The following is a 12423-nucleotide window of genomic DNA, read 5'->3' as shown; positions in this document are numbered from 1 at the left end:
CTTTTGATCTAAAGGGCCCCCTAAACCATGTGTCCGGTCTGTACAGCTTTTCAAAGTGGCACGGCGTAAAGCCAGAACCTCAAGTGGCCGTGACCGCAGCAATGGATAGGATTGCTGCACGACAGCGCGGCGTCGAAGACGGGGCGGCCCCTCCTGTAAACGTGGCCAGTTACATCGGCCTTATGAAACTGCCCGCTCTGAGTGCTCGCCCCACCATTGGTGAGCAGCCTGCGCCAGCTCTTCAACACTCAGGCGGGTTGCGTCGAGCGTAAGTACCCGCGGCTCAAGGCTCGGTGACTCAAGGGTAGCGAACTGGCTATCGATCAACGTCTGGGGCATAAAATGCCCCGGGCGATGAGCAACCCGAACAGCCGCCACTGCCGGCGTCAATTCCAGAAACACAAAACCCAGGCCCTCCACCGCACTGCGCAAGCGCTCGCGGTACTGCAACTTAAGCGCAGAGCAGGTCAGCACCGGTCGCTGACCGCGCTCGATCGCAGCACGCAATTCCTCGCACAACTTTTCAAGCCAGCCAGCGCGGTCGTCATCGTCCAAAGGAATGCCGGCGCTCATCTTTTCGATATTGGCCTTTGGATGAAACTCGTCGCCTTCAATTGGAGCAGCGCCATTAAGCTGGCACAGCGCCTGGCTCACACTGGATTTACCGCACCCGGCAACACCCATGATCACCAGCGCAGAAACAGGTTGACTCATGAAACACCTCGGCTCGAAGACAGCGCTGTCTTTGCACCTGCATTCAAGGGTGAACACAGAGCAAACGCTCAGGCTACCGACGTCTATTTGTCATTTTTATGGGGAGATGCTGCAACGCTCTCAACCTACGAAGAGGGAGGAACACGCCTGCATACTATCGGGCAATTGCGGGCCTGCCCGGACAGCGCTACCTTAGAGACTTGTTTTTTGTTTGGCAAGGCACCCGATGACCGCCCCCAAGAACGATAAAAATACCCGAACCACCGGACGCCCCACCTTGAACGAAGTGGCCCGGCTCGCTGGCGTCAGCCCGATTACCGCGTCACGCGCCTTGCGCGGTATCAGCAGTGTGGCCACGGAGTTGGTCGAGAAAGTGCGTAAAGCCGCAGATGAGTTGAACTACGTGGTCAACCCGGCCGCTCGCGCACTGGCCTCGGCACAAAGCCATTCCGTGGTGGTGTTGGTACCGTCACTGTCCAACCTGCTTTTTATCGACACCCTCGAAGCAATCCATGGCGTGTTGCGCCCACGGGGCTTTGAAGTGTTGATCGGTAATTACCATTACTCGCGCGACGAAGAAGAAAACTTGCTGCGCAATTATATGGCCTATCAGCCCCGTGGCTTTTTGCTGACCGGATTTGATCGCTCCGAGAGCGTGCGCCAGCTAATCGAAACCAGCCATGTACCGTGCGTCTACATGATGGAACTGGACGCCAAGGCCGGGGTGAATTGTGTCGGTTTCTCTCAAATCAAGGCCGGCGAAACGGCAGCGCGGCACTTGATTTCACGGGGCCGTCGGCACCTGGCCTACATCGGTGCACAGCTCGATCAGCGCACGCTCCTGCGCGGGGAAGGTTACCGGCGCGCCTTGCAGGCCGCCGGTTTGTACAACCCGGCCCTCGAAGTGCTGACGCCACGCCCCTCCTCTGTCGGGTTGGGGGGTGAGCTGTTTCTGCACTTGCTGGCCAGCCAGCCGCAGGTGGATGCAGTCTTTTTCGGTAACGACGACCTTGCCCAGGGAGCCTTGCTGGAAGCCGCGCGCATGGGCATCCGCATTCCGGAGCAAATCGCCGTACTGGGTTTTAATGACTTGCCATCGTCTGAATTTATGGTGCCGCGCCTGAGCAGCATTCGCACACCGCGAGAGGCGATTGGCCGGCGCGCAGCGGAACAGATGCTGACGCTAATGGCGGGCAATCAGGTGCCCAACCCTGTGCAGGACATGGGATTTGAACTGATGGTTCGCGAGAGCAGCTAACGCGCGCTAAATGACGGCTAGGCCCACAGGCCCAATCTTTGGTACGTTCAAGCGCCTCAAAGCTGATTGACCATGAGCCCTGCAATGATTGAAACCCGCCTGCTGCGTCAGTTCATCGCCGTGGCCCAAGAGCTGCATTTTCACCGGGCCGCCGAACGGCTCAACATGGCGCAGCCGCCTTTGAGCCAAGCCATTCGGCGCCTTGAGCAGACCATCGGGTACGCCTTGTTTGAGCGTACGAACCGCAGCGTTGCGCTGACAGCCGCTGGCAGCGCCTTTTTGATCACTGCTCAGCACATGCTCAGCAGCCTGGACGAAGGTGTCGCCAACACGCGCCGCGTCGCGCAGGGGTTGGAAGGCCTACTGAACCTGAGTTTTATCAATCTTGCGCCTTACCCCATCGCCCTTCTGGCGCTAAAGACTTTTCGGCAGGCCTCGCCAGGTGTCGCTTTCAGTCTGAAAGAGGCCACCACGGCCGAACAGATTGAAGCGTTGGAGCAAGGCAGCACCGATATCGGATTTATCCGCACCCCCGGTCGAACCACCCCATTGCTGCAACTGGAACCCCTGTTTAGTGAACCGGTGGTGGTCGCGCTACCGGCCGAGCACCCTCTGGCCCAACTCGACGCGGTTGATCTCAGGGCCCTCAGGGATGAGCCGTTTGTGGCCACCGCTCGCGGCCTGGGTCAGGGTTGGCATGATCAATTGACGGCGCTGTGCCAAACAGCCGGGTTTGTGCCCAAAGTTGAACACTATGTTCGTCAACTTCATACCTTGCCTGCACTGGTCGCTTGCGGTTTTGGTAGCGCGCTGGTGCCCGCCTCTCAGTCCGTCCATGCCTGTACGGGTGTAGCCTTTAGGCCTTTATTGCATCAGGCCACACCCGAGCTCGGCGAAATCGAACTGTTGATGGCCTGGAACCCCTCACGCTTATGCCCCATCAGAGATCGACTGGTCGCACACCTGCGCACGCAACGGGCACTGAGCAACTGATACTTTTAAAGTCTCAATATGCAATAAAAACGGTATTTTACGGCACCTCGTTGAGGTATCAGCATGACGCCCTCGCCTTTAACGCTGGAGCACACCTCATGCAATACCGCCGCCTTGGTCAATCTGGCCTTAAACTCTCTGCCGTGTCTTACGGCAGTTGGATCACTTTTGGCACCTCACTGAACGATAGCGCCTCACGGGAGTGCTTGGCGTGTGCCTACGATCACGGGATCAATTTCTTTGACAGCGCCGAGGTGTATCTAGGCGGTGAAGCCGAGCGGATGCTGGGGCGCGCGTTCAAACAGCTGGGTTGGCCGCGTGATGGCTTCTGTGTGTCAAGCAAAGTCCTGTTTGGCACAGGGGACAATCACGACAGTACGAGCGTGCAACGCCCTACCCAGCAGGGCCTGAGCCGCAAACACATCATCGAAGCCTGTGATCAGGCCTTACAGCGTTTTGGTGTGGACTACCTGGATATCTACCTGTGCCATCGCCCTGATCCCGATATGTCGCTGGAGGAGATCGCCTGGACGATGCATGGCTTGGTGCAGCGCGGGAAAATTCTGTACTGGGGGACTTCGCAATGGCCTGCCAAGGATGTGCTGGCCCTGATTGAATTCTGCAAGGCCCACCATTTGATTGGCCCGCAACTGGAACAACCACAATACAACCTCTTTCATCGCACGGTTGTGGAACAGGAATACCGCTCGCTGGTCGACGAGCATGGGCTGGGGCTGACCACTTGGTCTCCGTTGGCCAGCGGGGTATTGGCCGGTCGTTACGATGCCGGTATTGCACAGGGCTCGCGGCTGAACACGCCTGGCTTTGAGTGGCTCACGGACTTTGTGTTCGAAGGCAAGCAAACCGAGAAGCTATCGGCCAGCCTGCGCCTGCAGGTCATCGCCGATGAACTGCAGTGCTCCAGGGCCCAGTTGAGCATCGCTTGGGCGCTGAGCAATCCGAGCGTCAGCAGCGTGTTACTGGGTGCATCCAGTACGAAACAGTTAACCGAGAACCTGGGGGCTCTGGAGGTACTGCCACGCCTGACCCAGCCCGTGCTGACCGCCATTGATCAGGCCATGCGGCCCTAACTGACCCTATCAGTGCAACTGTAACGTCGAGTTGAACTGGCTGATGGCATCGACCACATGACGGGAGCCTTGCTGGATCTCCAGTATCGCTTCACCCGCCTCGTTCGCCAGCGACACGCCCAGGCCGGTTCGACTCAAACTCGACTGCATGCTGTTGACCGCGCTCATCGACAAGTCATGGTTTTTGCGCACCACCTCCACAATTTCTACCGTCGCGGCGCTGGTGCGCGCAGCCAGGCTGCGCACCTCATCGGCCACCACGGCAAAACCACGTCCATGCTCACCTGCCCGCGCGGCCTCAATGGCCGCGTTGAGTGCCAGCAAGTTAGTCTGGTCGGCAATGCCTCGAATGGTCTGCACGATTTTGCCAATAATATCGGACTGCTTGCTCACCGCATCAATGCTTTGCGCGGCCTCATTCAGGTCACGGGAAATAGCTTCGATGACTTGCACGGTTTGCTGAACCACCTGTGAGCCCTTCTGCGCGCAGGCATCGTTTTGCACCGATGTGGTGTGAGCTGACTCGGCCGCAGTCTGCAGGTTCGTGACCTGGCTGGTGATGTTGCTGGCGAACTTCACCACTTTATACAGCCGCCCTTTGGCATCGAAAATCGGGTTATAGGACGCCTCCAGAAACACGGTGTGCCCGTACTTATCGACCCGTTCAAAGCGTTTGGAATGATACTCGCCACGATTGAGCGACGCCCAGAACGCTTTATACCCGGCTGACTCGCTCTCACTGCGATGGCAAAACAGACTGTGGTGCTGGCCCACGATTTCTGCCAGCGAGTAATGCATGGTATCGAGAAAATTCTGGTTGGCGTGGACGACACGGCCATCGGGCGAAAACTCAATCACCGCCATCGAACGGCTGAGCGCATTCACGATACTCTGGTTCTCATGCTCTTTGTTTATCCGCGCCGTAATGTCGGCAGCCACTTTGATAACGCGGGTCACCTGTTGATTGGCGTCGACGATCGGCATGTAGCTGGCTTCAAGCCACACCTCGTGTCCAGCCTTGTCAACCCGCAGGTAGGTACCCGTCATGGCCTCACCGCTCGCCAGATCACGCCAAAAACGGGCGTACTCTGCCGTCCGGGTGTAAGGCTCTTCGCAAAATAACCGGTGATGTTTGCCGCGAATCTCATCGACGGCATAGCCCGTCACCCGGCAAAAATTATCATTGGCCTCCAGAATCGTGCCGTCAGGGGCGAACTCAATCATGGCCATTGAACGACTGATCGCCAGAACCTTCGCTTTCACCTCACTCAAAGAGCAGCTAAGACGTTGATTTTCGAGCAGGTTAGCTTTTCGATTCAAATCGAACATGAGTCATACCCTGGAGTGCGGCCTATGGAAAAATGTTCAAGGCACACCAACAGCCCGTGCTCTTGACCCCTGACGCAGGACCTTGCGCATACCGGGGTTAAGTGGCACACCCTCCAAGCCCCGCTGAAAGAAGCATAGACACCCGCCAAAAGGCTGCAAGCAAATTGCCATCAACCTGTGATAAACACCCGCCCTGCACAGCACTGCCTGACATAACGGCCCGCATGCGAACCGGTGTTTTGCTTTAAACTGCGCGCGCCTTCAACCGACCCAAACCGCCATGACCTCCCTTATTTACACACCGCTCGACACGCCTTTGTGGCCCTTGATGAACAAATTTTATCGCGCCCACCAGTCATCGATGAAAGCCAGTAAAGACGCACAGTTGTGGGTCGCTCGCCAGGAAGAGATTGTCGCCGGTTTATGTTTGCGGCCAGCCGCACATGGCTTTTGGCTGACCGGCTTATTTGTCGCACCGCATCGGCGTGGCCAAGGCATTGCGGGCGCACTGGTGAAGGCTGCGGTTTCACCCTGTGAGGGCCCGGTGTGGTTGTTTTGCGACCCGCAGTTGCAAGGCTTTTATGAAGGGCTGGGGTTTAGCCTGGACGTGGACTTGCCCCACGTGATGCACGAACGACTGGTTCGCTACCAACGCAACAAGGCGATGATCGCGATGGGCTGTTGACGCTTGGCCTGTGCAGACATGAAGGTTTCGCGCCTGCATAGGCCGGGCAATCACGCTTGCACGGGCGACTCGTCAATACCCGGGAACAGCACCTCGGTAAATCCGAATTGGGTGAAGTCCTTGATGCGCGAAGGGTACAGACGGCCGATCAGATGATCGCATTCATGCTGGACCACCCGCGCATGAAACCCGTCAGCCTCGCGCACGATCAGTTCACCTTTGGGCGTTAAGCCCTCATAGCGGATCCTCTCGTAACGCTCTACCGTGCCACGCAGCCCAGGCACGGACAAACAGCCTTCCCAGTCCTCAGCCACTGCCGGGCTTAATGGTGTGATTAGCGGGTTGATCAGAATGGTTTGCGGCACCGGTTCGGCATCCGGGTAGCGCTCACTGTGCTCAAACCCGAAAATCACCAGTTGCAGGTCAACGCCAATTTGCGGTGCCGCCAGCCCAACACCGCCCGCATGCTCCATGGTTTGCAGCATGTCGTCGATCAACTGCCAGAGCTCAGGGGAGTCGAACATCTCGGCTGGAACCGGCGGTGCCACGCGCAATAGACGCTCATCGCCCATTTTCAGGATTTCACGAATCATAGTCGTCAGGCTTCATCAGAAGTGGATTTCAGGGAAGGGTCGCGCCCTAGCCCGCTGACATGCTGCTTGGGATCCGGGTCATCCGCTTCATCGAATGTTTTTTCACCCGGGTCCTTGCCCTCAGCGGACATATGCTCAATCACGGCATTCATTTCAGCGCCCAACAGCAGCACGGCCGCCGAAATGTAGAAATACAGTAACAACACGATAATGGCACCGATGCTGCCATACATGGCGTTGTAGTCAGCAAACGTTTTGACATAAAAAGCAAAACCCAGCGAGGCTACAATCCACACCACCACGGCCAATACCGAGCCCGGGGTGATAAAGCGAAACTTCTGCTCCACATCGGGCATGACGTAGTAGATCACGGCCACTGCAACCATCAGCAATAACACGATGACGGGCCAACGCAGGAGGGTCCACAACGTCACCACAAACGCTTCAAGGCCCACCTGTTTTGCCAGCCAACTCATGACTTGCGGGCCAAGCACCATCAGCGCGGCGGCGGCCAGGAGCATGCCGGCAATACCGATGGTGTAAAAAATCGACAGCGGAAAACGTTTCCAGATGGGCCGCCCTTCGACCACGTCGTAGGCCGCGTTCATGGCGCTCATCATCAGCCTTACGCTCGCCGACGCGGTCCACAAGGCAATCAGAATACCGACCGATACCAATCCGCCCTTGGATTGCTGTAACTGATCAATCACCGGGTTGACCGACTCCAGCGCTTGCGGCGGAAGCACCAGTTCCGATTGCAAACGCAACCAGGTGAAAAAATCGGGCAGGTGTAAAAAGCCGATCAGGGCAATCAAAAACAGAATGAACGGAAACAACGAAAACAGCATTTGATAGGCCAACGCCGAGGCATAGGTCGACATTTCGTCGTCGATAAACTCCTTGACCGTTCGGATCAGGACCTTCCCCAGAGGCAGGCCATTCAAAACCGGGAAAAACATAGCGTCTCCTTTCGCCGCTTCACGCATTGATCATGCAAACCAGCTAACAGCTCAAAACAGGGGTTCTACATCAAAAGTAGTCGAGTTGGCGACTTTACTAACACGGATGTAAAAACGGCCACCGCAAGGGGTGACCGCTAACACATGCTAAACAGGCCCGACGCCTGCGTCGCATTGAACCGTATTCTCAGGCTTTATCGATGGTTTTCTTTACCGCATCTTTAGCCTTGCCGACAGCTTGCTGCCCTTCGCCTTTCAGCTCCTGGACCTTGCCTTCCGTGCGCAGCTTGTCATTGTCAGTCGCTTTACCCACCGTTTGTTTGACATTACCTATCACTTCGTTCGCTTTGCCTTTGATCTTATCGCCAGTGCTGCTCATGGGATTTCTCCTATTGAAATATCGGATGTCATAACCTCGACGTAGGGTTGACCCCTGTTTCAGCGTCAGAGTTTCATTGACTTTGCACGGTTCATTTCGTCTCTCAACGCAGGTTGGGCTTTATGTTTGCCCACTAACCCCCGAGAATGCCCGCCTATTCAGGCTGTGGCGCTGAAATCCGAAATGGTAGGAAGGTTATGAAACTCGATAAAAAGCAGGCCATTGCCCGCAGAAACCAGGAACTGGGCGGTGCCGTGCTCGGCGTCAACAATTGCCATCTGGCCACGTTGAACACCAACAAGAATATCTGGTGGTTTGATATTCCACTGGCTCGCCTGGCGGTCGGCCAGTACGAGTGGGTGCACCTGCTGCTGCACACGCCCGCCACCGACGAATTGTTGCACTTGAAGGTGACCACGGCATTCCTGCGCGAAAAACGCGAAGGCATGGTGGTGCGAGCTACGCACAAGCGCACCCCGACCATGAGCCTTGAACTGAGCGCAGACAAAGACTCCTTCTTGCAGGATGTGCGCCCGACCGGTACAGGTGTGAACTTCTCGCAGTTCTTGCAGAAGTAACCTGGGCAGAATCAAGCCTGCTCCTGCAACACAAAAGGCGTCAACGGTCCCGTTGACGCCCTCTTCATGCTCAAGCCCAAACGCTTCGGTCACCCACCCGCAACGGTGTGGCTTTGCCGCGCTTGAAATTCGTTGCGCAACTTAAACAAAAAATCTATATTTCAACCAACTGTTGATTAAAGCCAAGAGAAGCCCGTATGCCCGTCGATATTGCCCACGAACGTCGACTCGTTTTCGCCGTGATGAAAGCCTCCATCACTGCACTGGCAAGTGTTATCGGGCGCAATACCGAGTTACTCCTTCACGATCTTGATCACCCGGAAAACTCCGTCGTCATGATCGCCAACGGGCATATATCCGGGCGCAAGGTCGGCAGCCCGGTGTTGGGCGGGCCAGAGCAGGATCGCGGATTTGCCGCTGTCAGGGAGGCCTCCGAGGCACAGCAAGGCATTGATCCCGTGGTTATCACCGACTACCCCACCACCGTGAATGGCCGCACGTTACGCAGCGCAACAGCGGTGTTCCGTGACCGTAATGGTCATCCTTTTGCCAGCCTCTGTATCAACGCCGATCTGACTGGGCTGAGTGCTGCGCAGGCGTTCCTGGATCAGTTGCAGCCGATGCTGCAAGCGGCAACCGAACACCCCGCAGAACCGGCTGACATGGCGTTATTGATGGCGCAGATCATCCAGGATGCATTGGTGCGTTTGGGGGGCACCAAGATGAACAAGCAAGCCAAGGTCGAGGCCGTTCGAGTGATGCAGGAACGCGGTCTTTTCATTGTAAAAGGGGGCGTCGAGAAAGCGGCAGCCGCCTTGGGCGTGAGCCGTTTCACCGTTTATAACTACCTCGATCAGCTTCGAGGGGACAATTCTTCTGACCGGTGATGGCATGAACGTTCTGATCAAGCATGCCTCACCCCGTTACCGTTTCCATTGTCCCGAACCGTCCAAGTTCAAGCACTCACCCCTGACAAGGCCCAAGCCTGCCATTCACACCAGAGGACTGATGTCATCATGCCGCTGCATATCCAAACACCCCTGATTGAATCTCGCCCTCTGAGCGCCATCGCGCAACGCTCTATCTGGCTCAAGCTCGATGCCGTGCAGCCCTGCGGCTCCTTCAAACTGCGCGGCGTGGGCCATGCGTGTGAAGTGCACCACCAGCGCGGCGCTACGCGCTTCGTCTCGTCCTCGGGCGGGAATGCCGGGCTGGCCGTTGCTTACGCAGGTCGTCAACTGGGCGTAGCGGTGACAGTGGTAGTGCCCGAAACCACCACTGAGCGCGCCAGAGAGTTACTCGCGCTCGAAGGCGCAGAAGTCATCGTTCATGGCAGTTCCTGGCAGGAGGCCAATCAATTGGCCTTGACGCTCACAACGGCCAGCGATGCGTTTATCCACCCCTTCGACGATCCCCTGCTGTGGAGCGGGCATGCCACCCTGATCGATGAAGTGGCACAGTCCGGCCACAAGCCCGATGCCGTGGTGCTCTCGGTCGGAGGCGGCGGGCTGCTGTGCGGCGTCATTGAAGGGCTGCACCGCAACGGCTGGCAGGACGTGCCAGTGATCGCCGTTGAAACCGAAGGTGCGGCGTCGTTTCGAGCCTCAGTCGATGCAGGCCATTCAGTTGAAATCGAGCGCATTAGCTCAATCGCAACTTCGCTGGGAGCCAAACGGGTGTGCGACCAGGCCATCGCCTACCTGGCGGTGCACACTATCGAAAGCGTGATCGTCACGGACCGGGACGCTCTCAACGCCTGTGAACGCTTTTTGGTCGATCACCGTGTGCTTGTGGAACCGGCTTGCGGTGCGGCACTTTCCCTGGCGTACAAGCCGACGGCTCTGAGTCGATACCCCACAGTACTCATGGTGGTATGCGGGGGCGCGACAGCCACCCTGGAACAGATTCAACGCGGGTTGGCGGCACATTGAAAACAGCCGGCGGCATGCGTTTGAAGGCATTTACAGGTTAAAAAAATACCCCTCGAACGAGGGGTATATTTTGTACACGGGGCAACTTACTTTTTAAGGCCCAGCTTTTTCAGCTCTTCATCGCGCAGTTCACGGCGCAGGATTTTGCCCACATTGGTGGTCGGCAAGCTGTCGCGGAACTCGACAAGTTTGGGCGACTTATACGCCGTCAGGTTCGCGCGCATATGCGCCATGACCTGTTCTTTGGTGAGGGTCATGCCGGGTTTGACCACAATAAAGACTTTGATCAACTCCCCGGCTTTCTCATCCGGAATACCGATGGCCGCCGATTGCAGCACGCCAGGCAGTGACGCCATGACGTCTTCCAACTCGTTCGGGTACACATTGAAACCTGACACCAGAATCATGTCTTTTTTACGGTCAACAATGCGCATATAGCCATCGGGCTGAATCACCGCGATATCACCTGACTTCAACCAGCCATCGCTGTCCAGGATTTCATCGGTAGCATCCGGGCGCTCCCAGTAGCCTTTCATGACTTGCGGGCCCTTGATGCACAACTCGCCGATTTCACCCAGCGGCAGTTCTTCGCCCGTATCGTTGATGACTTTGCACAAGGTCGAAGGCAAGGGAATACCGATGGTGCCGGCCTGAATGCTCTCCCTCGGGTTGACCGAGACCACCGGGCTGGTTTCGGTCATGCCATAGCCTTCACAAATCGGGCAGGCGGTCACAGTCTTCCAGCGCTCCCCTACCGACAGTTGCAAAGCCATCCCGCCTGACAGCGTCACTTTCAACGCCGAGAAGTCCAGCTTGCGAAACGCCTCGTTGTTGCACAGGGCCACAAACAAGGTGTTAAGGCCAACGAAGCCGCTGAACTTCCACTTCGACAGTTCCTTGACCATCGCCGGAAGATCACGCGGGTTGCTGATCAGCACGTTGTGATTGCCAATCAACATCATGGCCATGCAGTGAAACGTGAAGGCGTAGATGTGATACAGCGGCAACGGTGTAATCAGGATTTCACAGCCTTCATTCAGGTTGGAACCCATCAGCGCCTTGCACTGCAACATGTTGGCGATCAGGTTGCGATGCGTCAGCATCGCGCCCTTGGCCACGCCGGTGGTGCCACCGGTGTATTGCAGCACAGCCACATCATTGCTCAGCGGGTTGGCTTCCTTGACCGACTGACCGCGGCCTTTGCTCAATGCATCGTTGAATTTGACGGCTTGAGGCAAATGGTAGGCCGGTACCATTTTTTTCACGTATTTGATGACGCTGTTGATCAGTACACGCTTGAAGGGCGACAGCATGTCGGCCACTTCGGTGACGATCACATGCTTGACTGAGGTCACGGGCACGACCTTTTCGGCCAGGTGCGCCATGTTCGCCAGGCAAACCAATGCCTTGGCACCCGAGTCCTTGAATTGGTGTTCCATTTCCCGCGCGGTGTACAGCGGGTTGGTGTTGACCACGATCAAGCCGGCGCGGATGGCTCCGAACACAGCGATCGGGTATTGCAGCAGGTTGGGCAACTGTACGGCGATGCGATCGCCAGGTTGCAGGTCGGTGTGCTGCTGCAAATAAGCGGCAAAAGCACCTGACAGTTCGTAAAGCTCACCGTAAGTGAGCGTTTTGCCGAGGTTACTGAACGCCGGTTTGTCGGCGAAACGCTGGCAAGATTGACGCAGTACGGCCTGAATATTTGGGTACTCATCCGGATTGATTTCAGCAGCAATCCCAGCTGGGTACTTATCCTTCCAAAAGCCTTCAATCATGGAAGCCCACTCCTCAGCGTCGCGAATTCTTCACCGCATTTGATGCGGTTATTATTTGTTTGATTTTGTAATGAATAACTCTGGCTTTCACGTGCCGAGACGTCACAAAGCGCGCCGAGAGTAGCAGCTTTGCCA

General features: G+C 56.7%; 13 protein-coding genes. 7 read left to right on the top strand and 6 right to left on the bottom strand.

Annotated features, from left to right (window positions below; genetic code table 11):
* Nucleotides 1-180: 180 nt before the first annotated feature.
* Nucleotides 181-714 (bottom strand): gluconokinase, encoded by a 534-nt coding sequence (locus Q1W15_RS23080; protein ID WP_300733095.1) that lies wholly within the window; start codon nucleotides 712-714, stop codon nucleotides 181-183.
* Nucleotides 715-940: 226 nt separating this feature from the next.
* Between Q1W15_RS23080 and Q1W15_RS23075 the strand changes: the two genes are divergently transcribed.
* The 3 genes from Q1W15_RS23075 (at nucleotide 941) to Q1W15_RS23065 (ending at nucleotide 4056) form a co-directional block, all read left to right on the top strand.
* The gene (locus tag Q1W15_RS23075; protein WP_300733092.1) at nucleotides 941-1972 is read left to right on the top strand and encodes a LacI family DNA-binding transcriptional regulator; all 1032 of its coding nucleotides are present in this window, start codon (nucleotides 941-943) and stop codon (nucleotides 1970-1972) included.
* Nucleotides 1973-2056: 84 nt separating this feature from the next.
* Entirely contained in the window at nucleotides 2057-2965 is a 909-nt protein-coding gene (locus Q1W15_RS23070; RefSeq protein ID WP_300733089.1) for a LysR substrate-binding domain-containing protein, read from the top strand.
* Nucleotides 2966-3063: 98 nt separating this feature from the next.
* Nucleotides 3064-4056: an aldo/keto reductase gene (locus Q1W15_RS23065; protein ID WP_300733087.1), complete on the top strand. Its 993-nt coding sequence runs from the start codon at nucleotides 3064-3066 to the stop codon at nucleotides 4054-4056.
* A 9-nt stretch (nucleotides 4057-4065) separates the two neighbouring features.
* Here Q1W15_RS23065 and Q1W15_RS23060 read toward each other — a convergent pair whose 3' ends face one another.
* Entirely contained in the window at nucleotides 4066-5385 is a 1320-nt protein-coding gene (locus Q1W15_RS23060; RefSeq protein ID WP_300733081.1) for a PAS domain-containing methyl-accepting chemotaxis protein, read from the bottom strand.
* A 280-nt stretch (nucleotides 5386-5665) separates the two neighbouring features.
* Here Q1W15_RS23060 and Q1W15_RS23055 point away from each other — a divergent pair, with 280 nt between their 5' ends.
* A complete protein-coding gene (locus Q1W15_RS23055) occupies nucleotides 5666-6070 on the top strand; it encodes a GNAT family N-acetyltransferase (RefSeq protein WP_300733079.1) in 405 nt (134 codons plus the stop codon).
* A gap of 50 nt (nucleotides 6071-6120) precedes the next feature.
* Here Q1W15_RS23055 and def read toward each other — a convergent pair whose 3' ends face one another.
* From def to Q1W15_RS23040, 3 genes are all read right to left on the bottom strand, one after another.
* Nucleotides 6121-6663, bottom strand: a complete 543-nt coding sequence (gene def / locus Q1W15_RS23050) for a peptide deformylase (protein ID WP_300733076.1) — start codon at nucleotides 6661-6663, stop codon at nucleotides 6121-6123.
* 5 nt (nucleotides 6664-6668) lie between these two features.
* Nucleotides 6669-7622 carry a YihY/virulence factor BrkB family protein gene (locus Q1W15_RS23045; RefSeq protein WP_300733073.1) on the bottom strand — a complete coding sequence of 318 codons (954 nt, stop codon included), beginning with the start codon at nucleotides 7620-7622 and terminating at the stop codon, nucleotides 6669-6671.
* Between the two features lie 187 nt (nucleotides 7623-7809).
* On the bottom strand, nucleotides 7810-8001 hold the full coding sequence (locus Q1W15_RS23040) for a CsbD family protein (RefSeq protein WP_300733070.1): 192 nt from the start codon (nucleotides 7999-8001) through the stop codon (nucleotides 7810-7812).
* Nucleotides 8002-8198: 197 nt separating this feature from the next.
* Between Q1W15_RS23040 and Q1W15_RS23035 the strand changes: the two genes are divergently transcribed.
* The 3 genes from Q1W15_RS23035 to Q1W15_RS23025 all read left to right on the top strand — a co-directional run bounded on the left by Q1W15_RS23035 (nucleotide 8199) and on the right by Q1W15_RS23025 (nucleotide 10510).
* The gene (locus Q1W15_RS23035; protein WP_300733065.1) at nucleotides 8199-8579 is read left to right on the top strand and encodes a hypothetical protein; all 381 of its coding nucleotides are present in this window, start codon (nucleotides 8199-8201) and stop codon (nucleotides 8577-8579) included.
* 197 nt (nucleotides 8580-8776) lie between these two features.
* Complete coding sequence (locus Q1W15_RS23030; protein ID WP_300733062.1) at nucleotides 8777-9466, top strand: PAS domain-containing protein; 690 nt, start codon at nucleotides 8777-8779, stop codon at nucleotides 9464-9466.
* A gap of 129 nt (nucleotides 9467-9595) precedes the next feature.
* The gene (locus tag Q1W15_RS23025) at nucleotides 9596-10510 is read left to right on the top strand and encodes a pyridoxal-phosphate dependent enzyme (protein WP_300733060.1); all 915 of its coding nucleotides are present in this window, start codon (nucleotides 9596-9598) and stop codon (nucleotides 10508-10510) included.
* Nucleotides 10511-10596: 86 nt separating this feature from the next.
* Here the strand turns inward: Q1W15_RS23025 and fadD1 are convergent, their stop codons facing one another.
* Nucleotides 10597-12288, bottom strand: a complete 1692-nt coding sequence (gene fadD1 / locus Q1W15_RS23020; protein WP_300733057.1) for a long-chain-fatty-acid--CoA ligase FadD1 — start codon at nucleotides 12286-12288, stop codon at nucleotides 10597-10599.
* Between the last annotated feature and the right edge of the window lie 135 nt (nucleotides 12289-12423).

The sequence above is a fragment of the Pseudomonas sp. genome (assembly GCF_030150285.1).
Lineage (GTDB): Bacteria > Pseudomonadota > Gammaproteobacteria > Pseudomonadales > Pseudomonadaceae > Aquipseudomonas.
The sequence above is the reverse complement of the archived record's forward strand: the minus strand, read 5'-3'. Positions and strand labels throughout refer to the sequence as shown.